This window comes from Thermococcus sp. 21S7, from assembly GCF_012027615.1.
Taxonomy (GTDB): Archaea; Methanobacteriota_B; Thermococci; order Thermococcales; family Thermococcaceae; genus Thermococcus.
Map to the genome: position 1 here is coordinate 46023 of NZ_SNUT01000003.1, position 21746 is coordinate 67768.

The following is a 21746-nucleotide window of genomic DNA, read 5'->3' on the forward strand; positions in this document are numbered from 1 at the left end:
AGAAGCTGTCTCATTCTTCCGTAGCGATTCAGGGCATCTTACGAAGACTTAACGAATGAATGCAGTAGGTTGTCATTCCAACACAAGCCACAGATTTTTGGTACCATTGCGTATAAATACGAAAATCAACGTATTATTGTCTGTGAGAGTCACCAACTTGGATGCTATCGCGAGGCAGTAAGAGTCCATCTGAACTGGGACATACCAGTATGTAAGCGAACCAACAGGAGTGCCGTCTTTGTAAACCTTAAAATCAACCCTCTGCCCGCCGGTCGTTGTGATGTTCCTCGGCCGTCCCCAGATAATTGTATATTCTCCTATCCGGACCTTTCCGGAGAAGCTAACATTCCCAATCCCCACAACAACGTATCGGTATTCCTTTCCTCCCACCTCGGCCGTCGTGCTGTTTAATACACTCATGTTCAGGTACTTCAGGCCCTCTCCCGGCGCTAAAATCCCTTTTGAGCCTGTACCGCATTTCTCAAGACGTTCCTTGGCACTGGTGAGGAATGCCGTGATGTCCTTGGGGGAAGAAGACTGCGTGTGGCTGAACCCCTGAGCTGAACTTTTTGATGGAGAACCGTTTATGCACAGCGAAGAAAAGAGCATCAGGGAGATCAAAAGGATCAGCAGGGGGACTCGCTTCATTTTTGCCACCATAACCGATGATTATCTGGTGGATAATGTTAGACGCAAATGTGACAGCCAACGTGCGTATTCTCCAACTGCCCGGGATGTTCGGTGCAGGACATGCGACCGCCCTGAAAAGTATATGGTCATCTACTTAAAAATTTTTCTATTAAAATAACTTAACATCAGAGACTTAATCCATTATTAAGACATACTGTTACAGTTGGAAGCTTGACGATAGCTTCTAATTTCCCCTTAATTCCCCTAAGTTCCAATTGGAAGGCGTAGCGGCAATGGATTTTCAGAGCATTATGGGTCCCAGCATGGACACACCTCACAGGGCCATCATCCTCTCAAACAGGGCCCGAAGGTCGTGGTAAAGGTGGGGTTCAGCCTTGCAGAGCCACTCAATGAGTCTCGCACCGCCCTCGTAGAACGTAACCCTTGAGAACGGCCTTTCCCCTCCGGCGTGGTTCCCGGGGAGCCCGAAGAGCGCCCGCAGACGGTTCTCAATGAGCCTCGCAAACCCCTCCTTCCATTCCTCCCAGACCATGTACTCGAAGTCCTTCTCCGAAAGAACCTCCCGGAGGCCCGCCCTTATCTCCGGGATTCTTTCCAGTTCCCCGCCGAGCAGGACGGAGTAGAGCTCCACAAACCGCCCGTCTTCGTAGGGGAAGGGATGCTCAAGCTCCCATGAGTAGTCACCCCGCTCCCAGTACTCCCTCGCAATTCTGAGTCCCCTCTTGAGCTCTATCTCGCAGCACTCCGCCTGGTAGCAGTGCACGAACTCGTGGAGGATGAAGACGAGCCCCTCCTCCGATGAGAGGGCGCGGCGTGACACGACCGCGGCGGTTTTCCACCCGGTCTCCTTCAGGGGAAACGCGGCGAATATCTCCTCGGGGAGCTCCGCCGGAAAACTGCCGGAGTAGCGGTAGGAACTCCCCTCCGGCTCAAAGACAAGGAGCTCTCCTCCGCTGAACACCGCCAGCGGGTAAACTCCCCTGAACAGTGGGTGCACCTCCACGGCCTTCTTTTTCATTTCAAGGAGCTTTGAAATCCCACTTTCAACGTCTTTAAGAAGTAACATTGCTATCACCTCACATGATATTCAGCGGACGAAACTTAAAGGTTGCGGCGATGGTTATAGCTACCCATTCGGCAACGACGAACCAGTAGATTCTCAACGCTCGCCTTATATCGTCATTCTCCGGAGCCCTGCCGGGAAACTGATAAACGCCCGGTTTTTCAAGCCAGACTCCGAGAACCGCACTCATAGCAGCTATCGGCTTGTCGGAATTTATCTTGAACCTCGCGAGGCGGTAGTGTTTGAGAACTTTCCTTCCACCGAACGGGAGGTAGAGGAGAACCGTTAAGCGAGCCGGTATGAAGTTGAGGACGTCGTCCAGCCTGGCGGAAAACTTGCCGAAGAACTCGTAGCGCTCGTTCCTGTAGCCGAGCATGGCATCCAGGGTGTTCACCGCGCGGTAGAGCAACGCGCCCGGAAGGCCGAAGAGGAGGAAGTAGAAGAGCGGAGCGACCACCGAGTCGTTGAGGTTTTCAGCCAGGCTCTCTATCGCGGCCGAGTTGAGGTGGGTCCCGTCAAGGCTTCTAACGTCCCTGCTCACTATCATCGAGACGGCCTTCCGCTTCTCCTCGATGTCCCCGGTTAGGGTTTTCGCGACGTGCTCGTGGAGGCTTCTTATCGCGAAGGAACTCTTGAGGAGGTAGACCGCGAGGACATAGTCCAGCGGGAAGGGGAGATAAGAGGGAAGTAGCGAAAGTGTAAGGGCGAAGCCAATGACGGCGAGGGCCGTTAGAGTCCCCGCGAGGAAATCTGGAAGGGGGCCCCTCCGCTTCCATCTCCCGTCGAGAAAGCCCGCTATCCTTCCGAACCAGACCACCGGGTGGAGCTTAACCGGCGGCTCGCCGAGGAGGATGTCCCAGAGCAGTGCAAGGAAGAAAACCGTCAGAACCTCCATTCTCCGAAGGCCTCCCTTATCGCCGAGTACTCCTCCAGCATCTCCCCGTTCGGTTCCCTCAGCCCCCTCCGCACGTACCATGCCGGGTGTCTGAGGTAGGTGAACTCAAAGCCGAGCCGTTTCAGGGCCTTTTCGGCGGTTCTGCCGATGGCGAAGATGGCCCTCGGCTTTACAACTTCAAGCTCCCTCCTGAGAAGCTCAAGCTCGCCCTCGCCGAAGCCCCTCAGCCTGTTATCGGGCGGGTTGCACTTCACAACGTTGGTTATGTAGACGAAGTCCGGATTGACACCCAGGGTGAAGAGCGTCTTTCTCAGCAAGGTACCCGAGGCGTCGCGGTAGAAGCATATCCCAGTCTTTCCGCAGCCCTTTCTTCCCGGCGCCTCCCCGACGAGGACAACCTCCGAACCGACCCAGCCGTTGGCGAAGGGCAGTCCCTCAAACTTGGCCACCCGGAGCTGATAGCGGTGGTATTCCTCGCGGCAGAACCGCAGGGGGTCTTCGAGAAGCTCACGGTAGAGATTTTCAAGCTCCAGGGCGATTCTCTCGTCTCCCTCGTTCACGACGAGAAAGCGCTCACCGGGGTTGTATATCGTTCTCGCGTAGATTCCGTAGGTCTTCTCGTCCAGGCTCAGAAAGTCCCTCCAGTCGCGGAGGACCAACGGAATGACCTTGAGGTTGGCAGGGTTTATGTAAAGCTCGCCCACCCTTTTGAGGTTCTCCAGCCTTAAGAGCATAATGGATAAAAAGTCCAGGGGGTTTATAGGTTTGGTGGTTCACATGGTTGAGACGAGGAAGTGTCCCCTCTGTGGGGGCACGATGGTGCCGAGCAAAGTTGAGCGCTACGGATACTCAACGTATTTCTGGATTCCCCCGTGGAAGAGCAAGGTGACTGGAATGTTCAACAAGGCCGTGTACGGCAGAGCGTGGCTCTGTCTCGACTGCGGGGCACTGATACCGTACGTGGACGGGGATACAGTCGCAAAACTTAGGGAAGAGTTCGAAACCCTGAAGGCAGAAGGAAAAGCATGAGACGGCCGCGTCTTCCGGGCGAGAGGAGAGATGCTGCCTGGAAATGGGCTGGTGGGATAATGAGGTCCGAGAAACTCTCCAGCATGCTCGAATCCAAAGGTGTAACCCTCGAAAAGATGCTCGACACCGCGTTAGAGCTCTACATCGGCGACGAGCGCGAGAAAGTCAGGGAAAGGCTGAGGGGGCTGATGTTGAGGTATCTGGGCGACATCAACGTTCAAGCTCTGCTCCTTTCGGCTCTCCTGCTCGAAGAGAACTTCAAAGTTGAGGGCGACCCCGTGAACCTTGTGGCCGACGAGTTAATTGGAATAAACATCGCCGAGCTTATAGGCGGGAAGATGGCGCTCTTCAACTTCTTCTACTACGACATCAGAAAGCCCGGAATCCTTGCGGAGCTTCCGCCTTTCCTTGACGACGCAGTCGGAGGGTTTATAGCAGGATGCATGACTAAGCTCTTTGAAGGTGATGGGTAATGAAAAAGATTGAGACCCGGAAGTGTCCCCTGTGCGGGGGGACGATGGTGAAGAGCAAGACCAAAAGGGGCGGCTACGCCCGCTTCTTCTGGGCTCCCCCATGGAAGAGCAGGACTACTGGAATGCTGAAGCCGATTATCGAGGCCACGCCATGGCTCTGCCTTGACTGTGGAGCGGTTATGGCGTTCGTCGATGACGAAACGAGGGAGACACTAAGGGAGGAGTACGAAAAAGAGCGCGCGACGGGGATTGTATGAGGAACCTCCTGCCATTCTTCACGCGGATTCCGGTCAAAGGCGACTTCGAGAGGGTTAGAAATGAGCTCTGGGCGCTTCCCCTGCTCGCGCCCCTAACTTCCGCCTTGGCGACGCTCGTCCTTTACCTGGGACTTCCTCTGAGCAACGTCCTCGCTGTCCTCGCGCTCTACCTCACGATAGGCCTCCTCCACCTCGACGGCTTAGCCGACTGGGCCGACGGGATGATGGTCAAAGGCAACCGCGAGAGGAAGGTAAAGGCGATGAAGGACGTCAACACCGGCATAGCCGGAGTTTTTGCCGTTGTGATGGTTCTCTTCCTGCAGGTTTACTCCCTTCCCTTCCTCCCGTTCTACGCTCTCTATCTGGCGGAGCTGAACTCGAAGTTCGCCATGCTTCTCGCGCTTGCCACGAAGAAGCCCCTCGGCCAAGGACTCGGGGCGTACTTTATGGGGGGGATGAACAGGGGCCAGCTGGCCCTTGGAACGGTTCTCTACCTCCTCCTGCTCCTTCCAGTTATTTACCTCGAACCGCGCTCGCTAGCTTCCCTCCTCGGTCTTGTGGCTGGAGCCTACGCTATTAGAATCTCGCTGAGGAACTTCGGCGGGCTCAACGGTGACTGCATTGGAGCTGTGGCGGAGATAACGCGGGCGGGGACACTGGTGGTTGTGGCCTTTGCGTGGCAATGGATTTAAAGGATAAGGAACAAAGAAAAGTGCGGTGATGAAATGGAAGAAGTGGAGAGAATATTCGCTAAGCTTCCACCTGAGGCCAAAAGAGAGCTTTTAGACTACGCGGAATTCCTGCTTCAGAAATACGGGAAGAGGGAAGTTAGAGGATTTAAGTTTACATGGGAAGGAAAGCTGAAGGACGTTAAGATGACCTCCGTGGAGCTTCAGCACAGGGCCTTGGAGTGGCGGGACGATGTATCTGATTGACACCAATATTTTCCTCGAAATTCTGCTGGGTCAGGAAAAATCTGATATCGCAAAGCAATTTCTAAGTTCACACATTGGAGAACTTGCAATGAGTGATTTCACGCTTCATTCTATTGGAGTGGTTCTTTTCAGACTCAAGAGACCAGAGCTATTTTTAGAGTTTATCAACGACACAATACCCAATATCGAAGTTGTAACGCTTCCAAAGCCAGAGTACTCCCGTGTTATCGAATTCCACGAAAAGTATGGACTCGACTTCGACGATGCTTACCAGTGCGCAGTCGCAACGTCTTATGACCTAACAATCGTGACCATGGACGAGGACTTCAGAAGGGTCCCCTACTCTGTTAAGGTCGTTTTTCTCTGATTCAGGGGGTTGCCGATGATAGTCATCATGGCCGGCGGGCGGTCGAGCAGGATGGGAAAGGAAAAGCCCGTTCTGAAGGTCGGCGGGATACCGATGCTCCTCCGCGTCTACCGCGAGGCCGAAAAGGTTGATGAGACCATCACCGCCCTCTCGCGGAACACTCCAAAGACGAGGGAGCTGTGCCTCCGCGAGGGGATTCCCTTCGTTGAGACGCCTGGAAGGGGCTACGTTGAGGACGTGACCCATCTCCTCCGTGAGTTCGGGCCTTTTATCAGCGTCTCCTCGGATTTGCCCTTCATCAGGGCGGGCGACTTTTGGGCCATAAAGAAGGCTTTCAACGGGAAGACGAGCCTGACCGGTGTTCTCCCTCTAAAGCTGGTTCCAAAGGATTTGAAGCCTGCAACCTACCTGGGCTACGCGATAGTTGGTTTAAACGCCGTCGGAGCGGAAGGTGAGGACTTCTTCGAGCTGAACAACCCTCTGCTGGCTTTGAACGTGAACACGCCGCAAGAGTTAAAGCTCGCCAACAGGATAGCAGGGATGGTGGGACGATGAGGGGTGACGAGATTAAAGGGGCGGCCGCCTTTGTCCTCTTCCTGGTCCTCACAGTCCTGTCCCTCTTCGGTTTCCTGCTCTTCGCCGTGCTCCTGATAGCGGCGGGCATTCTCATTTTCCTCGGGTTCTACGTCTACATCCGCCTTAAGCTCTGGTGGGCAAAGAGACATCCGCCGAAGGTGCTGGAGGGCCCGGAGGACTACGTTTAAGTCATTTAGCCCCTCTCCTGCATACAATAAGAGCCATGGCAGACAACCCCAGTACTGCGAGTAACAAGAGAACATTGGAGTTGTTCTTCCTGTTATCCTGATTGGAACTTCTCTGGGCAGTTGTATGGTTGAGTGACTGTGGTTTTAGAGTGGTGGAAGGAGTGAAAACAACGGAACTGTTTGCAGTGGTGGATGAGGTTATAGATCCGTTTGTAGAGTATGGGGAAGCAAGGTTTTCAAAGCTGTACTTTGGGGATAGTGCCAGGCTTACCTGTCTCAGGGAAATCTGAACCCGTATAAGGGGTATGGGCCTAACTGAGCTCCCGTTAAAATAAAAGACGTAGAGAGGTTTTTGGAACATCTCTGTGAGTTCATCCCACGTTACCACACCCTCCTCCTTCCCGGGGCTCCCCCACACAAACCTGCCGTTCATGCTTCCGTTCAGGTACAGTGGGTACCTGTAGGAAATCCTGTATGTGAAGTTGAAATCGACCAGCGTTGTGCCGACCTTCATTCCTCGTTTTCTAGCAATCGTGAAGTTGTCCTCAACGATGTCTATGATACCTGTCGGGACAATGACGAGTCCGTTTCCTTCCGGGAACGCTACCAGGGCATTCACCATGTCTTTGCTCCACAGATACGGCAGTACTTCTCCAACGGGGACGGTGTAGTTTACACCCTCAACACGAAAGATAATATTTCCATCCTCCACGCGCCCAAAAACCGGAAAGACGTGCTTTTTGACCCTCTCCAACCTCTCCGTCAGGGTGTTATTTCCGGACCCATACTCATGGTACTGGCCAATGTGGTAGGTGCCGGAGGAGTTAACAATGTAGAAGTGGTCTAACTGGGTCGTCGGGTCGTAGTCTGGGATGCACTCCCCTGCACTCATGGGTTCGGCTGAATAAAGTCCCGTGCTGACGTAGATAACCCCCCAGTCGGTGGGGGCAATTCCAATCTCAAATCCCGATGAACAAAATCTCACAGTAATCGTCGGGTCTGCATAGGTTGAAGACTGAAGAATGAAGAAGATCAAAAAGAAAGATAGAAACATGCAGGGTCTTCTCATACAACTCCCATCCTCGTAAGGTAGTAGTCAAATACCTTATCCACAACATCAAGCGTTGCCCCAAAATAATATACTACCGGATTGTCAAGCCTTCCTAATACTTTCTGCTGTACAAAATAATAATCACTTGCAAGAGTTAGACAGCATTTTTGATTGCCACAGCATCTACAGTTTCCATGACCCCCAAGCACACATTCATCTGCTTCTAACACAATGTGGGTTTTTCCTGAGCCTATACGCTTAAGAGCTGATAACCAGTCACAGAACTGGGAGAAAGTAACAGGGTACCTTTCTGCAGAGTTCATGTAATAATTTGATTGCACAAATATGTAATCAAAGGACCTCATAGCAGTAGGGGATGGAATGTCTGTGTTTTGTAGGGCATAAGTATGCGCAGAGGGAATCCAGATGAATTTAAGTCCCTTCTCATGTATATATGCTGCTATTTTTGAAAGCACTTCTGGCTTTATAGTTGATTCTTTTTTACCTTTTTGATAGTCTTTAAACATCCAAGCATATTCTAAATCCCAGTAGAATCCTATAAGACTATTGCTATCCACAGAGAGTACCCCATCAATCCAATCAAACCAATAATCTCCTGTGTTAATATTTCCCCGTCCATTCTTGTCTTCATGGGTAGGGTCATATGGGTAATATGGGAGTGAAATATAATATTCAATCTTTGTACCAAGTTCAGATTTCACAAAAATCGCTAAGTCTCTCCCATCGGCGTATCCATTATGCGTGTATTTGGCATCAAACCCTTCAAGTGTTGTAACAATTGCAATATCGAAACGACTTTTGAAGTCTTCAACTGTCGCAGGAGACTTGTTCAGCGTCTTTAGTCTTGAATAATATGCGTTCGAACTTTTATCCCATCTTACGTACCACAATCCGAGTTTATCCATACGGCATATCACCCACTTTATAATATCTGACAATACTTATAAAATTTACTGTTTAAGTTGGATAAATTAAAAAAATTAATTAGCGTTGTAATATTGAGGTTCTTTTCCACGACCCTTGCGAACCTCTCTATCTCTTCCTCGATGCTCCAGCCCTCAATGGATATTGGTTCGAGTCCCTTTTCTCCCCTCAGGAAGTTGAGAAACGCCTCCGTGAAAGCGAAGTTGTGGAAGATGCCGTGTAGGTAGGTTCCGAAGGTCCTCTCGCCCATCGCTCCCTCAGGCTCGAAGGTTTTGGCGCCGTTTATTGCATTTATCACCGAGAACGGCCTTTTGGAGACGCTTCTGCCGAATCGTATCTCGTAGCCCTCAACGGCCATCCCCTCAGCTGGCTCCCAGAGAACCCCCGCACTCAGGTGGTTCGTCCTCTTGGTTTTCTCGAAGACGGTCTTGGCCGGCAGAAGGCCGATTCCCCTAACGGTTCCGCGCTTTGATTCGACGATGTCGACAATCTTCTCCCCGAGCATCTGGAAGCCGCCGCAGATTCCAACTACAAAGGAACCCTCGCGGTGGGCATCGATTATCGCGTCCTCAAAGCCCTCCCTCCTCAGCCAGAGCAGGTCTTCAACCGTGTTCTTGCTCCCTGGGAGTATTATCACGTCTCCCCTGAGCTCCTCCGGTCTCGTCACGTAGTCAACGCCGTTCGCCCAGTGGAGCGGTTCAAAATCGGTAAAGTTGCTTATGTGGGGGAGCCTGATTATCTGGACCTGAAGCTCGCCCTTCACCCTGGGGAACTCAGTCAGGGAGTCCTCTTCCGGAAGGCGGTGCTCGACGTAGGGGATAACGCCGAGGGTCGGCTTTCCGTAGCGCCTCTCAAGGTACTCAAAGCCCGGCCAGAGGAGGGAAGCGTCCCCGCGGAACCTGTTGAAGACGAAGCCGATTATCGCTTCCCTCTCCTCCGGCTTCAAAAGCTCCATCGTGCCCACTATGCTCGCGAAGCTTCCGCCCCGGTCTATGTCCGTCACGAGGATTCCCTTTGCCTTCGCGTGGAGCATGACTCGCGTGTTGGCTATGTCGTAGTCCTTGAGGTTAATCTCGACAGGACTGCCGGCGCCTTCGATTATAACGAGGTCGTGCTTCTCCTTCAGCTCATCCAGGACTGCCATAGCCTTCCTGAAAAGCTCCTCCTTCCGTGAGAGCATGTAGTCCCTTGCCGAAACGCTGCCGATCGGCTTTCCCATGAAGACTACCTGACTTCTCATTCCCCCCTCTGGCTTGAGCAGAATCGGGTTGAACTTCACGCTCGGTTTTTTCCTGCACGCTATCGCCTGCAGATACTGCGCCCTGCTTATCTCACCGCCCTCGATGCTCGGCGCTGAGTTCAGGCTCATGTTCTGGCTCTTGAAGGGAACCACATCGTAGCCAAGATTCGAGAAAATCCTGCCCAGTGCAGTAGCGAGGAGCGATTTACCAGCGCCGGAGGAAGTTCCAAGGACCATTAATGCGTTTCCCATTCTCCCACCGGCTGATGTTGGCCGAAGGGCATATAAACCCTTGGATAAAAAGTCCAGCGGTGGTTGGAATGGAGAGCCTCTTCCTTCTCGTCCTGGGCAACACCGAGATAAGCACCGTTCCGGGGATAAGCGTTGCCGGAGCGACGCCCGAACTGACGAAGCTCACACCGGTAGCTGATGCGGAGTACCTCTTCCACGAAAAGCCCCTGACGATTGACGTTATTCCCGTGACTCCCGAGGGCCATCCGACGCCGGCCATAATCACGAAGGCCGCGAAAGAGCTGGCAGGCTTTCCGGTTCTCGCCGTCAGGGGAGGGACTTACCTCGCCCCTCTCGTCCCGCACGTCCACATCAGCGACGCCGTGGGGAGGGACTTCAGGAAGGGCCCGGCTCTGCCGGAGTTCGGGGAGATAATCAAGCGCGCCAAGCTCTTCGGCGAGGAGCTGAACAAAACGCCGGTTGAAGAACTTGTAATCGGTGAGTCAACGCCAGGTGGGACTACAACGGCCCAGGCCGTCCTTTGGGCGCTCGGCTACGACGCCAGAACGAGCTCGGCCTCACCGGACAACCCCCAGAGCCTGAAGGAAAAGGTCCTCGCGGAGGCCTTTGAGAGGGCCGGAGTCGGGAAGGGCGGGCTGAGGAACAATCCTCTGGAGGCCCTCAGGCAGTTCGGCGACCCGATGATGGCGACGGTAATAGGTCTATCGCTTGGCTTCAGAAGGAAGATTGTTTTAGCCGGCGGGACTCAGATGCTGGCAGTCTCAGCCCTCATCAAGGCCCTTGGAGAAAGCCTAGATAGGTTCATGATCGCAACGACCAGGTGGGTTGTAAACGACAGGAGTGCGACGTTCCTCGAAACGGCGAAAGAAATCGGGATAGTGACGTACGCAGCGGATCTGGACTTCTCGAAGAGCGAGTTCAAGGGATTGCGGGACTACGAGAATGGTTACGTCAAGGAGGGCGTTGGAGCGGGAGGTGCAACGTGGCTCGCCGTCAAGGCCGGCTTTTCTCCGGAGGACGTGAGCGAAAATGTCGAGGAGCTTTACGGAAGGCTCATGGAGATGAAGTCATCTCCCTGAGGAGTTCCGCCTTTATTCCCGCCTTTACAGCTTTCTCGTACATCTTTTTGTCGTCTGTGATGAGCTTTGAGCGGCTCATCGCGGCACATGCCAGAAACAGAACGTCAAAACCGCTTGCCTTTGTAGTAATCCCAAGGTCAATAGCTGTTTCAAGAAGATAAACGTCCGAGTACAGCAGAGAATGTTCGGTAATAAAACTAACCGCAAGCCTGGAGAGGGCAGGATTGCTGGAGAGGCGTGAGACAACAGAAGCTGTTTCCACAAGCATAACAACTGGTTCGTGCAACAGTATTCTACCCATGGCCACTTCATCGAGAATGGACTTTGCTTTTCTGTGAAGTGCAAGCCGGGAGTAGTAAACTTCGTCCCTTTTCTTGCGCTTTGGCGGGACAAAGCCCTTCACGAATACACTCGTGTCGAGAACGAGGTCAGTAGTCATAGTCCCTCTCCCTCATCTCCCGTATCATCTCGGTTATGTCCTCCACTTCTTCCGTGTACTCCGTCTCCTCTTCCGCAAGTCGAATTAGTTCCTCAAGGGTAACCCTGCCCTTCCGAATCTCCTTAAGCCGTATTTTCAGCAGGAGGTTCTGTGCATCAAGGAACAGCCTCTCAACCTGGGCCTCAACGTCCTCCATTCTCTCACCGGTATCAATAGGAATCGAAGCTATTTAACACTTCTCGTCCTCTCCCACTTCCTCAAACTCTCCTCAAGCGCCTCCCTCACAGCTTTTCCAATGCATATTCCAAGCTCCGTTGCCGTTCCGGCCCACTCGGTCTTTCCATCAAAGGCAAAAACCCCGATGCCGTCGCTCGTCGTTCCGGTCGCGTTGTAGCCGAGGCTCAGAAGGGTGTAGGTTTTCGCCTCCGTGGCGGTCATTATCGCGTTGGCCATCGCCCCAACCTTTAGGCCCTCCTCGATGACGAGGGCGATGTTTATCGTCCCCGGTTCCCACGGGGGTGGCTCATCACCCGCTATTGCTGGATTTGTGATACCAGCCGTCACGTAGGCCGTAACGTTCCCTCTCCTTGAAACCGAGAGCACCTTGCCGATGTCTGCGGCCGTCATGAAGCCCACGAAGTTTTTGAGTCCATATGCCCTCTCAAAGCTTGCGCAGTCCCTCCTGTAGTCGCCGGAGTAGTTCTTGGGAACCATCATGAAGAAGAAGCCGTTTGCCTCCGTCAAGCCTCCCCGGTGGGGCGCGTTGCTCAGAGCCAACATCGGCTCGTCGAAGTGTCGTATAAAGTGCTCAAACTCCATGTATGCACATCCACCGGCGGGGATATAACGCTTGCGCCGTTAAACGCTTCCGTTTGCTGAAAGGTTATTAAGTTCAGGGACGAGCTTAATCGGGTGATGGTATGGGAGCGGAAGAACACAAGAAGAAGGCCCCCAAGAGGTTCAAGTTCGCGGTCATAACGGTGAGCGACACGGCCAGCCGGGGAGAGAAAGAGGACAAGAGCGGAAAGTTTCTCATCGAAGAGCTGGAGAAAGCCGGACATGAGAGGGTTTACTACTCCGTTGTTCCCGACGAGAAGATGGAGATAATCGGGGCAATAGTTGAGGCCTTCAAAGCGGGTGCCGACGTTCTCGTAACCTCCGGCGGGACCGGGATGGCGCCCAGGGACGTCACGGTGGAGAGCGTCAGGCCGCTTTTGGACAAGGAGCTGACGGGCTTCGGAGAAATCTTCAGGCTTCTGAGCTACGAGGAGATTGGAACCGCCGCGGTCATGACGAGGGCAACGGCAGGAATAATCAGGAGTTCCGACAGGGTCATGGCGGTCTTCTGCCTGCCGGGAAGCCTCGGCGCGGCAAAGACCGGGGTTAAGATAATTCTGAACGAGGCTGGCCACGTGCTGAAGCACGCGGGGGAGTAAGGTTAATATTCAGTCGAGGGAAGAAACTAGTGGTGGTAAGAATGGAGAACCTCAATGAGCCGAGGAAACAATCAGTGCACACGGAGGACAAAAAACTTGAGAGGCTGAGGCGCTTTAGGGGCGCACTCGGAACGTTTGACGAGAAGACAATCAAGTGGGTCATTGAGGAGGCTGAAGAGCTTTGAAAGACGTCATCTTCATTGACACTTCTGTTATCGTCGAGTACATCCTCAATGGAGAGAGTGCTGACGCGGCCGAGATGGTTCTTTTGGGTGGGGATACCAAGGTCACGTCAATGCTCGTGTACAGGGAATCCCTCGGAGCCCTCGCAATGGCATTCGGGCGTGAGAAGTTTGGGATAAAGGGCAAGCACAGCCTGCGGAAGTTCATTAGAAAAAACGGGTGGAAGCCGTTCAAACCCGTTCTGGACGTTCTCGATGGCCTTCTTGACGAGGCAGGCGTTGTTATACTCCAGGATGTCCAGCAGACACGGGAGCTTAGGCTTATTATGGAAAAATACAATCTTTTGCCTTCCGACGCCCAGATAGCCCTGACCTGTAAAAGCTACGGCATCGAGAGGATAGTCACATTTGATTCAGACTTCAAACGTGTTGAGTTCCTAAAAACTGTGGGGGTATGAGAATGAAGGAGTTCAAACGACTCACTCCCTACGGGGAGGCCTTAAAGCTACTACTCAACGATTTAGCCGAGGTCCCCGATGCGGAGGAACTTCCCCTGAATGAGGCCCTCGGCAGGGTCCTGGCGGAGGACGTGACTTCCCCTATAGACAGCCCGCCCTTTGACAGGTCTGCCGTTGACGGCTACGCCCTCCGGGCTGAGGACACGTTTCCGGCGAGGGAGTACAGCCCGGTCGAGCTCAGGGTGATAGACGAGATCACCGCGGGAGAGGAGAGCGGAGTCAAGGTTGAGCCCGGAACCGCTGTAAAGCTCATGACGGGGGCAAAGATGCCGGAGGGAGCGAATGCCGTCATCATGCAGGAGATGGTAGAGCGCGAGGGGGACCTCATAAGGGTTCTCCGGCCGGTTGCCCCGGGCGGGAACGTGGCCTTCGCGGGAGAGGACGTGAAGAAGGGCGAGGTTGTTCTGAGAAAGGGCCAGATTTTAAGGCCTCAGGACCTTGCACTCCTCAAGAGCCTCGGCTTTAAGACGGTAAAGGTCAAGAAGAAGCCCCGCGTTGGGATAATAATAACCGGCGACGAGCTGATTGAGGAGTTCGATGAGGACGCACTGAGGTCTGGAAAAATCATGGAGAGCAACTCCGCCATGCTGACCGGCCTGGTCAGAGAGTACTTTGGAGAGCCGGTTTTCTACGGCGTCGTCCCCGATGAGGAAGATGCCATCGGGTCTGCAATAGGGAGGGCAAAGGCCGAGAACGACCTCGTCCTCGTCACGGGAGGTTCCGCCTTCGGCGACAAGGATTTTGCCCACCGCTTTGTCAAACCCCTCTTCCACGGGACGACGATAAAACCGGGAAGGCCAATAGGCTACGGAGAGAGGGTCTTCATAATGAGCGGCTACCCTGCGGCCGTTTTCGCCCAGTTCCACCTCTACGTCAAACACGCCCTGGCGAAGCTGGTGGGAGCCAGGGACTACGAGGTGAAGGTTTACGCCCGGCTCACCGAGCGCGTTTCGAGCCAGCTCGGGAGACACGAGTTCGTGAAGGTGTGGTACGAGAACGGTAAGGTGAGGCCGATCAGGAAGAAGGGCAGCGGGATAATAAGCTCGCTGGTGGAGAGCAACGGCTACATAGTCATTCCAGAGGACAGCGAGGGGCACCTTGAAGGGGAGACCGTCGAGGTTGTGCTGTATTAGCTGGCATCTCAGGCCTCCTGAAGAAAAGATTCCAGCCTGATGAACTTCAGGATGGCACGGACTTCCTCGGGGATGTCCCCCAGCCTCCGGGGGTCTCCCAGCATCTCAAATACCTCGATAACTTCCGTCGTTTTCCGCTCTCCCCTCTTCTTTGGAGGGTACCCCTGCCAAGGGGGATAGTACCTCACGAACAGCTCCCACTTCCTCCTCCCGGATATCCTCATCACTATCTCCATAGGGGAATTGGCGGTTATCCTAAATAAAGCTTTTCTGACCGGATTTTGATGACCACTATAAATGGTTACCAAAAATTCTGACCTCCTCCCCACCCTAAAGGGCGGGGCTTTCAAAAGAAAAATGTAAAACTTGAATATCGCCCGCCCGTAACACCCGCCCCCATCGGTGCCCAGCGGCGAGCTCGGGCGGGCTAACCCAGGCGGGCGGTTTGTGCCCGGTCTGGGTTTCCCGCGGTCATCGCGCTCCGTAACGCGGAAGGCCCTCCCGCGGGGACCTCGCTGAGACCGGGCTGTGGCCCCCGCATCGCCCCCCGGTTCATTCTCCCCGGGGTCCTCGCGCGGGGGCGTTTTAAAGTTGGGCAGGGGGTATATAAAGGTGCCTCACTCCATGAGTTTCCTGAGCTGGGCGTACTGTCTTGGCTCAAAGCTTGTCTTCTCAGCGACGAGGATAAGGGTTCCGTTGTTAACGACCACAAAGTCCCGGAGCTTGGAGAGGAATTTCAGCAGGCTCTCCCAGGGATTATAAACCGCCAGATACTCAAGGCAGTCTATTATGACTACCCCGCGGTCTCCCACCCTAGCCAGTCCATCGAGATACTTGTAAGAAAGCTCGGTCATCCTAGTTAGGTTTGTGGGATCTATCGTATCCTTGAAGGTTCCTTGGAACGGTATAGTGGTCACGAAGTAGTACTGCCACCCGTCCGGAACTTGGGTAACGTCCCGGACGAATGCCAGAACCGGCCTATCCTTGAGCTTCTCCTTAATCGCCTGATACTCCTTCCCGTTAACGATCATAACGCCAGGCTTCAGATCAACTGGAGCGGTGACCTTTCCTTTCTGTGGTGTAAATGACTCGGAGGATGTAAGCTTTACCATGGCCACTACCATGCTAACTATCAGTATCGTAGAGATGGTAAAGCCCACCGCCTTGTACCACTCGGTGATGCCAAAGAGCGCAGCGGGGACCAGGTGAAGGCCAAAGAGTATGACACTTATGTACAGATACCTCACGGCGCTCTTGTAAATCTCCTCCGTCTCCTTCAGCAGAAGTCCTCCCGCTATAACAAACACACCAGTTATACCCAGAGTGGCGGCACTTGTTATGGTCCACACGGCGTCTTCAGTATACAGATACACGCCAACTATGTACGCCATAAACGCCACAGGCATTATCGCCAGAATGGCCAGGGTTCTGTGTCTAACGGTGATTGATTCTTCCTCAAGAAACTTCACCGCGCCGTAGAATATAAAGGCGGAGAACGCAGGCAGTAGCACGATGCCAATCATCTGCACGATGGGGTTTGTAATGGTGGTAGAGAGAATGGCCAGAAAATCAAAGATCCACGCTATGGAGAAGGCCAAGGCGGATTTTCTTCTGTTGCGGAGGTATATACGGAATATCCATCCAGCGGCCATGAGGTCCGCGATCAGGACCATTACTGCCTCAGCAAACACGAGTGCCTGGATGCCATCCAATACATCTCACCCCACTTTTCTTTCGGGGTTCCCGAACCCATCCCATCTAAACGGTCCGTGCGGTGGAGTTCTGAGTGCGGTTTCGTCCTCAATTTTGACAACCAGGACCTCGGGCCTGGCTATCAGCATGGCCACCCTTCCGCGTTCGTGGCGCTTCACTATCCGGTATCCATCGTCCTCTTTTTCCATCGGGAAGATTATCGTAAACGGATAGTTGGGATAGTACCAGAACTCCTTGCCCCTGCGTATGCCCATAAGGTCTCCAATGAGATAATAGCCGTAGAGAGGTATAAGCTTTGTGCCTTCAAATTTCGCGCTAAGTGCCTCGAAGAATTCGTGGTTAACACCGACGCCGCTGATGATCGCCGTCTCAATGTCTTCGCTGTGCGATTCAAAAAGAGCCATCAAAGGCGGTGCCGAGCGTACCGTGTTTATGGAGTCCCTCTCCAGAATCCGGTTTGTGTATCTAACCAACGGATCAAGGATCCTCAAAACCGCCTCCAGCCCCTGAGTCTCATAGACCTTTTTCAGCCCATCCGTCTCCATGCCGATGAAGTAAAGCAGACCTCCGTAGCCCCACACCAGCTCACTGATTTCCTCCTGAAACCATCCGTATGGGCCGTGAGCGATCGCTCTCATCCGGTGAGTCTCATCGTAAGTTTTATCGAGGGCATAGATTTCGTCGAGAGCCGCTTTTAGGTATCTGTGAACCGCAAACAGGTACTCTCTGTCCCAGTGACCTATGGCCCTTTCCCTGGTGGTTCCCGAAGATTGATAGAACCTAATTCTCCCGGGATATCTATCGGGGACGAATTCCACCCAGTTGTGTCTGAGGTATCCTTCCTCAACGGCAAGTCCGGAATTAAAAATATTCTCAAAAACAGTCTCCAGCTTTCCCTGGAAGATCTCATCCAGGTTAACCTCTGTGCCACTACGAATTCCCCTCCAATATGGGGTTTCGCAAAAATGAAACTCGAAAACCCTCCTGAGGTATTCTACCGAATCGTCCCTACCCACCTTCAGAGGCTTTTGATACACGGTCTCCAAAATTTCTCTGTAGTTCATAACGGCAGTTTAACAACGACAGTATAAAAACCTTTTCTATTGTGGTTCATCCAAAGAGTCTTGGGCAAACCCCAACAATTATATACTTTAAGTCAGTTAGTACTCTGGTGAGTACTCTTGGTCCTGATCGTTGGGAGAACAGATAAAAAAAGGATTGGCGACCTCAGGTACACCCTTGAAAAAGCCCTAGAGACGACGAAGTTCTGGCAGGAAAAATTATCGGACGTTGACCCTGATGGAGTATCCTTCGAAGACATCGCCAGCCACGTCGATACTGTAAGAATAACCCCCCATGATCTCTATGACGTTGATAAAGTATGGCCGGATTACATCCAGCGGGCCCAAATCTTCTACACTGTGATGAGGACAAGTGGGACGACCGGAAAGCCAAAGAGGGTGGCATACACGCGGGACGACCGCTTCAGAACGGCCCGACAGGTAGAGCCTTGGATTAGAGGATACATGGACAAAGGAGACAGAATAGCCTCGTTCTTCCCCCCGCTGCCGTCTTCATCTGGCATGTTCGCCTTCGGGAGCTTTGAAGCTCTCAACGCGAAGTCCGCATACTACCAGATACCGATCCAGTATCTGCTCGATAAAGAGATGCTCCTGAAGGAGTTCAACCACATCAAGCCCACGGCGCTCTTCTGCCTGACCGCCACCGCTTACAACCTCGGCCTCATTCTCCCGGAGTCCATAAAGAAGGACATTCAAACCATCGTGGTCGGAGGCGAAACCCTGACTCCAGAACTCGCGAGGGCGACCCTTGAGCTGTTCGAGAACGCGGTGATAATAGACAACTTTGGCTCAACTGAGGACGCCATAACAGGCTACCGTGTCATCACGAGAGAGAAGGCCACGAAGTTCAACTTCGAGGAGTCCATAGTCGTCCTCAAGGACAACGGCGACGGCTACGACGACTACAAGCGCATCTACATAACCAAGGTCATGAGGGAAGGCGAGCTTACCGGTCTGCCACTCTTCAACTACGACATCGGTGACCTCGCAAGGATCGAAGACGGCGAGGTCAAGAATATAATCCGTATCAAGGACGTCGTAACGCTCGCGGGAGCCAAGCTTCACATCGACCAGGTGATGGAGATAGTCTACGACCATCCTGACCTCCTCGACTTCGTGATAATCTACCACCCGCTCTCGCCCGAAAATCCCAGGCCGAAGGCAATACTGCGCGTCGCCTACAGCGGCAAAAAGCCGGCTGGAATAGAAGACGAGGTCAGAGAACTCATCTACGAGGCGAACAACCCCGTCCGCTACGAGGTGGAGGAGTCCAAACAGGCCGAGCTGGCCATCGAGGCGGTTCCGCTTGAGAAGCTCAGGGCCGACCTCCCGAAGAGGCTCGGAAAGACCAAAAGGATATACATCGCCGGCAGGGACCTCTGATTCTGCCGTTCTTTTCCCTCCGATTTTGTCACAATGCCGAAAATTTATATAAGGCTTCTCTCAAACTTCCAGCGGTGGTGTCGATGGATGGGAAGATTATTCACGATGGGATTCATGGAAGCATGAAGCTCACCGGCATTATCCTCGACCTCGTCAAGACCCCGGAGTTCCAGAGGCTCAGGAACATAAGACAGCTCGGTTTGGCCTACCTCGTCTATCCCGGTGCCAACCACAGCAGGTTCGAGCACTCCCTCGGCGCGTGGCACCTCGCCAAGAGGCTCTCGCAGGAGGTCGGCCTGGATGAGAACGAGAGCATGCTCCTGCAGGTGGGAGCGCTCCTCCACGACATCGGCCACGGGCCCTTCAGCCACACCTTCGAGAGCATATACAAGCACTACGTCAAGGAGCACGACCACATGCACCTCGGCCGGGATATGGTGCTTGGAAAGGTGGACATAACCGAGAGCGAGAACGGAGGAAGGATTCCAGAGATAATCGAGGGCTACGATTACGACTTCACGCCCAAGGACGTCGCCGACCTCATACGCGGGAAGCACGAAAAGCATTACCTCGGCCACATGCTGCACGGCGACGTTGACGTTGACCAGCTCGACTACCTCGTGAGGGACGCCCACTACACCGGCGTTGCCCACGGTATAATAGACCTTGAGAGGCTGCTTAAGGTTCTTAAGATTCACGATGGGGAACTCGTCGTTGACGAGAAGGGCATAGAGGCCGTCGAGGGCATGATGGTGGCGAGATCGCTGATGTACTCGCGCGTCTACTTCCACCACACGGTCAAGATAGCCGAGGGCATGCTGACCAGGGCTTTGGAGTTCGCCCTGGAGGAGGGCTACCTCTGGGATTTCTGGCGCATGACCGACTGTAGGGTTCTGGTCGAGCTGGAGGACCTTGAGGGCTTCCCGGCAGAGATGGTGAGGCGCATAAAGTACCGCGAGCTTTACAAGGCCGCCGTTCTCGCAAGCGCGGACGAGCTGACGGGTGAGGAGAAGAGGGAACTGCTGACGGCATACCGTAACGTGAAGCGGAGGCAGGAGATAGAGAGAACCCTCGCGGACATGGTCGGCGCGAGGGAGGGGGAGGTCATCCTTGAGTTCAGCATAGCAGACCTCATGCTCAGCGAGCCGAGGCTCAAGGCAACGGAGATAAACGTCCTCCTGGGCAACGGGGAGCTTCAACCGCTGACGAAGGTAACTCCGCTCGCCAACGCCCTCAAGAGACGCCAGACGCCGCGCTGGGCGGTCCTCATAGCGGCACCGAAGGAATACGTCCCGAAGGTAAGGGAGGTCTGGAGAAAAGTCATCTTCAGCTGAAGAGCCCCTTTTTTATCTCCTTCTTGAGCTCCTCTATCATCTCTATGAGTTCGTCGGCGTCCCTGACTTCTTCGAGGCTCTCCTTGGGTATCAGCGGAACCTCGCCGACAACCTCGGTTCTGGTCTTCTCCAGGATGAAAACGCCGTCGCTGTTGATTATCTTGCTGACCTCCGTCACCATCTCTGCCCGCTTCACCGTTGAACGGGTTTTCGTCTCGTCTATCCCGGTTAGGATGCTGAACTCGTCCTCCTTGGACACCGCGTTGAAGGGCGCCTTTTTGACCTTCACCACTCCAAGACCCAGCCCCTTGAGGCGCTCAAAAATTTCCCTTTCGAGAGGACTCTCAGGGGTCACATCGAGGTTGGCCTCGACCGTTGAATGGAGTATGTCAATCGGCTCGGCGAGGGGTTCGTCGAACAGTTCCTCAAGCCTTATCGCAACCTCAAGCGACACCGCCTGCTCCCCGCGCTCGTAGTTTATCAGGCTCTTGCGTGAGACTCCCAAAAGTTGAGCCAGCTCGTTCAGGGAGTAGCCGTACTTCTCCCTCAGCCGCTTCAGAAGTCCGCCGTTTATCCTCACGTAGAAGCCACCGCGCTCGGCGAATATCGCCGGCAGCTCGTTCTCAACGAGAACGTCGTAGAGGGTCTCCGGCCGGAGTGCGTAGATTCCAAACCTCTCGTAAACAACGCCCTCCTCAAGCTCGGCGTTCTTCGTCTTCAGCCCAACTATCAGGGGTGATGCCTTGAAGAACTTGGAGAGCCGCTTGAGGTCCTCGGCCTGCTCCTCTGTGACGGTATCTATGTTGGTGGCCACCTTGACGAAGAGCAGAAGGAGTAACCTGCTCGCCACTATGTCGAAGCACGAGCCCTTGAAGTCCATCCGTGCCGTCTTGTACCCGGTGCCCCTGAGTATCGCCTCGACGGTTCTTATGAGCCTATCCCTGTCCATCATTTTTAAATACGCATAGGGCTTAATAAAGTTAAGGTGTTCGCATGAGACCGATAATCGTTAAGGGCAATCTGGTTTCCCTGGGCGTGCTCCTTCGGGAGGACATGAAGCACGCCTGGGTCTGGTACAACGACCGCGACGTCAGGCGCTACCTTTCATTCTCGGAGGAGATATTCTTCTACGAGGATGAGCTGGAGTGGTACGAGGCCCTGAGGCGGGAGAAGAAGCAGGAAAAGGTCTTCGCAATACTGGAGAACTCGTCGCACTCCCTCGTTGGCCTTACTGGGCTTCACAGGATAGACTACCACAACGGACGCGCCGAGCTGGGTTATTTTCTGGCCAAGGAGTACTGGGGCCGTGGCTACGCGAGCGAGGCCGTAAGGCTCGCCCTTGAATACGCCTTCGACTGGCTCAACCTGCGGAAGGTCTACGCCCACGTCTTCGAGACCAACATCGCCTCCATCCGGGTGCTGGAGAAAAACGGCTTCAAACTCGCCGGTCGCTGGAGGAAGCACCAGTACGTGCCTGGAGAGGGCTTCGTTGACGTGCTGATGTATGAGAGGTTCAGAGCTTAGC

30 protein-coding genes are annotated in these 21746 nt (G+C 53.9%); 16 read left to right on the forward strand and 14 right to left on the reverse strand.

The window, feature by feature from the left end:
* Positions 1-72: 72 nt before the first annotated feature.
* From E3E51_RS05875 to E3E51_RS05890, 4 genes are all read right to left on the reverse strand, one after another.
* A complete protein-coding gene (locus tag E3E51_RS05875; RefSeq protein WP_167912218.1) occupies positions 73-648 on the reverse strand; it encodes a hypothetical protein in 576 nt (191 codons plus the stop codon).
* Positions 649-964: 316 nt separating this feature from the next.
* Positions 965-1717: a hypothetical protein gene (locus E3E51_RS05880; protein WP_167912219.1), complete on the reverse strand. Its 753-nt coding sequence runs from the start codon at positions 1715-1717 to the stop codon at positions 965-967.
* A 10-nt stretch (positions 1718-1727) separates the two neighbouring features.
* Positions 1728-2609 carry an adenosylcobinamide-phosphate synthase CbiB gene (gene cbiB, locus E3E51_RS05885; RefSeq protein ID WP_167912220.1) on the reverse strand — a complete coding sequence of 294 codons (882 nt, stop codon included), beginning with the start codon at positions 2607-2609 and terminating at the stop codon, positions 1728-1730.
* Complete coding sequence (locus tag E3E51_RS05890; RefSeq protein ID WP_167912221.1) at positions 2597-3343, reverse strand: uracil-DNA glycosylase family protein; 747 nt, start codon at positions 3341-3343, stop codon at positions 2597-2599. Before E3E51_RS05890 ends, cbiB begins: the two co-directional genes overlap by 13 nt.
* Before the next feature lie 43 nt (positions 3344-3386).
* Between E3E51_RS05890 and E3E51_RS05895 the strand changes: the two genes are divergently transcribed.
* The 8 genes from E3E51_RS05895 to E3E51_RS05930 are packed head-to-tail and all read left to right on the forward strand — an operon-like array spanning position 3387 to position 6434.
* Entirely contained in the window at positions 3387-3638 is a 252-nt protein-coding gene (locus E3E51_RS05895) for a hypothetical protein (protein WP_167912411.1), read from the forward strand.
* 59 nt (positions 3639-3697) lie between these two features.
* On the forward strand, positions 3698-4111 hold the full coding sequence (gene cobZ / locus E3E51_RS05900; RefSeq protein WP_167912222.1) for an alpha-ribazole phosphatase CobZ: 414 nt from the start codon (positions 3698-3700) through the stop codon (positions 4109-4111).
* Positions 4111-4368 carry a hypothetical protein gene (locus E3E51_RS05905; RefSeq protein ID WP_167912223.1) on the forward strand — a complete coding sequence of 86 codons (258 nt, stop codon included), beginning with the start codon at positions 4111-4113 and terminating at the stop codon, positions 4366-4368. Before cobZ ends, E3E51_RS05905 begins: the two co-directional genes overlap by 1 nt.
* Complete coding sequence (gene cobS / locus E3E51_RS05910; protein WP_167912224.1) at positions 4365-5060, forward strand: adenosylcobinamide-GDP ribazoletransferase; 696 nt, start codon at positions 4365-4367, stop codon at positions 5058-5060. The genes E3E51_RS05905 and cobS overlap by 4 nt, the downstream gene beginning before the upstream one ends.
* Positions 5061-5093: 33 nt before the next feature.
* Positions 5094-5303 carry a DUF2281 domain-containing protein gene (locus tag E3E51_RS05915; protein ID WP_167912225.1) on the forward strand — a complete coding sequence of 70 codons (210 nt, stop codon included), beginning with the start codon at positions 5094-5096 and terminating at the stop codon, positions 5301-5303.
* Positions 5290-5670, forward strand: a complete 381-nt coding sequence (locus tag E3E51_RS05920; RefSeq protein ID WP_167912226.1) for a PIN domain-containing protein — start codon at positions 5290-5292, stop codon at positions 5668-5670. The genes E3E51_RS05915 and E3E51_RS05920 overlap by 14 nt, the downstream gene beginning before the upstream one ends.
* A 15-nt stretch (positions 5671-5685) precedes the next feature.
* Positions 5686-6225, forward strand: coding sequence for an NTP transferase domain-containing protein (locus E3E51_RS05925; RefSeq protein ID WP_167912227.1), 540 nt, complete (start codon positions 5686-5688; stop codon positions 6223-6225).
* Positions 6222-6434 (forward strand): hypothetical protein, encoded by a 213-nt coding sequence (locus E3E51_RS05930; protein WP_167912228.1) that lies wholly within the window; start codon positions 6222-6224, stop codon positions 6432-6434. Before E3E51_RS05925 ends, E3E51_RS05930 begins: the two co-directional genes overlap by 4 nt.
* Before the next feature lies 1 nt (position 6435).
* Here the strand turns inward: E3E51_RS05930 and E3E51_RS05935 are convergent, their stop codons facing one another.
* The 3 genes from E3E51_RS05935 to E3E51_RS05945 are packed head-to-tail and all read right to left on the reverse strand — an operon-like array spanning position 6436 to position 9922.
* Positions 6436-7503, reverse strand: coding sequence for a hypothetical protein (locus E3E51_RS05935; RefSeq protein ID WP_167912229.1), 1068 nt, complete (start codon positions 7501-7503; stop codon positions 6436-6438).
* A complete protein-coding gene (locus tag E3E51_RS05940) occupies positions 7500-8423 on the reverse strand; it encodes a DUF4855 domain-containing protein (protein ID WP_346765950.1) in 924 nt (307 codons plus the stop codon). The genes E3E51_RS05935 and E3E51_RS05940 overlap by 4 nt, the downstream gene beginning before the upstream one ends.
* 5 nt (positions 8424-8428) lie before the next feature.
* Entirely contained in the window at positions 8429-9922 is a 1494-nt protein-coding gene (locus E3E51_RS05945) for a cobyric acid synthase (RefSeq protein ID WP_167912230.1), read from the reverse strand.
* Positions 9923-9990: 68 nt separating this feature from the next.
* On the opposite strand from E3E51_RS05945, the gene cobT reads away from it, so the two are divergent.
* On the forward strand, positions 9991-11001 hold the full coding sequence (gene cobT / locus E3E51_RS05950) for a nicotinate mononucleotide-dependent phosphoribosyltransferase CobT (RefSeq protein WP_167912413.1): 1011 nt from the start codon (positions 9991-9993) through the stop codon (positions 10999-11001).
* On the opposite strand, the gene E3E51_RS05955 is transcribed toward cobT, so the two are convergent.
* Genes E3E51_RS05955 through E3E51_RS05965 form a run of 3 tightly spaced genes read right to left on the reverse strand, consistent with a single transcriptional unit; the run spans position 10976 to position 12259 of the window.
* On the reverse strand, positions 10976-11440 hold the full coding sequence (locus tag E3E51_RS05955; RefSeq protein ID WP_167912231.1) for a type II toxin-antitoxin system VapC family toxin: 465 nt from the start codon (positions 11438-11440) through the stop codon (positions 10976-10978). The two genes, cobT and E3E51_RS05955, sit on opposite strands and share 26 nt — an antisense overlap.
* The gene (locus E3E51_RS05960; RefSeq protein ID WP_167912232.1) at positions 11430-11636 is read right to left on the reverse strand and encodes a hypothetical protein; all 207 of its coding nucleotides are present in this window, start codon (positions 11634-11636) and stop codon (positions 11430-11432) included. Before E3E51_RS05960 ends, E3E51_RS05955 begins: the two co-directional genes overlap by 11 nt.
* Before the next feature lie 29 nt (positions 11637-11665).
* Complete coding sequence (locus tag E3E51_RS05965; protein ID WP_167912233.1) at positions 11666-12259, reverse strand: adenosylcobinamide amidohydrolase; 594 nt, start codon at positions 12257-12259, stop codon at positions 11666-11668.
* A gap of 101 nt (positions 12260-12360) precedes the next feature.
* Between E3E51_RS05965 and E3E51_RS05970 the strand changes: the two genes are divergently transcribed.
* The 4 genes from E3E51_RS05970 to glp are packed head-to-tail and all read left to right on the forward strand — an operon-like array spanning position 12361 to position 14709.
* Positions 12361-12876 (forward strand): MogA/MoaB family molybdenum cofactor biosynthesis protein, encoded by a 516-nt coding sequence (locus E3E51_RS05970; protein ID WP_167912234.1) that lies wholly within the window; start codon positions 12361-12363, stop codon positions 12874-12876.
* Between the two features lie 32 nt (positions 12877-12908).
* On the forward strand, positions 12909-13061 hold the full coding sequence (locus tag E3E51_RS05975; protein WP_167912235.1) for a hypothetical protein: 153 nt from the start codon (positions 12909-12911) through the stop codon (positions 13059-13061).
* Positions 13058-13516 carry a PIN domain-containing protein gene (locus E3E51_RS05980; RefSeq protein WP_167912236.1) on the forward strand — a complete coding sequence of 153 codons (459 nt, stop codon included), beginning with the start codon at positions 13058-13060 and terminating at the stop codon, positions 13514-13516. The genes E3E51_RS05975 and E3E51_RS05980 overlap by 4 nt, the downstream gene beginning before the upstream one ends.
* A gap of 2 nt (positions 13517-13518) precedes the next feature.
* On the forward strand, positions 13519-14709 hold the full coding sequence (glp, locus tag E3E51_RS05985) for a gephyrin-like molybdotransferase Glp (protein WP_167912237.1): 1191 nt from the start codon (positions 13519-13521) through the stop codon (positions 14707-14709).
* Positions 14710-14717: 8 nt separating this feature from the next.
* Here glp and E3E51_RS05990 read toward each other — a convergent pair whose 3' ends face one another.
* From E3E51_RS05990 to E3E51_RS06000, 3 genes are all read right to left on the reverse strand, one after another.
* Entirely contained in the window at positions 14718-14945 is a 228-nt protein-coding gene (locus E3E51_RS05990; protein WP_167912238.1) for a hypothetical protein, read from the reverse strand.
* 381 nt (positions 14946-15326) lie between these two features.
* On the reverse strand, positions 15327-16421 hold the full coding sequence (locus tag E3E51_RS05995) for a DUF835 domain-containing protein (RefSeq protein ID WP_240924267.1): 1095 nt from the start codon (positions 16419-16421) through the stop codon (positions 15327-15329).
* Positions 16422-16427: 6 nt separating this feature from the next.
* Entirely contained in the window at positions 16428-17486 is a 1059-nt protein-coding gene (locus E3E51_RS06000; RefSeq protein ID WP_167912239.1) for a hypothetical protein, read from the reverse strand.
* Between the two features lie 117 nt (positions 17487-17603).
* Between E3E51_RS06000 and E3E51_RS06005 the strand changes: the two genes are divergently transcribed.
* A complete protein-coding gene (locus tag E3E51_RS06005) occupies positions 17604-18887 on the forward strand; it encodes a class I adenylate-forming enzyme family protein (RefSeq protein WP_167912240.1) in 1284 nt (427 codons plus the stop codon).
* 83 nt (positions 18888-18970) lie between these two features.
* Positions 18971-20221 (forward strand): HD domain-containing protein, encoded by a 1251-nt coding sequence (locus E3E51_RS06010; protein WP_167912415.1) that lies wholly within the window; start codon positions 18971-18973, stop codon positions 20219-20221.
* On the opposite strand, the gene E3E51_RS06015 is transcribed toward E3E51_RS06010, so the two are convergent.
* Positions 20214-21170, reverse strand: a complete 957-nt coding sequence (locus E3E51_RS06015) for a transcriptional regulator (protein WP_167912241.1) — start codon at positions 21168-21170, stop codon at positions 20214-20216. The genes E3E51_RS06010 and E3E51_RS06015 overlap by 8 nt on opposite strands.
* A 44-nt stretch (positions 21171-21214) precedes the next feature.
* On the opposite strand from E3E51_RS06015, the gene E3E51_RS06020 reads away from it, so the two are divergent.
* Positions 21215-21745 (forward strand): GNAT family protein, encoded by a 531-nt coding sequence (locus tag E3E51_RS06020; RefSeq protein ID WP_167912242.1) that lies wholly within the window; start codon positions 21215-21217, stop codon positions 21743-21745.
* The last annotated feature ends 1 nt before the right edge of the window (position 21746 follow it).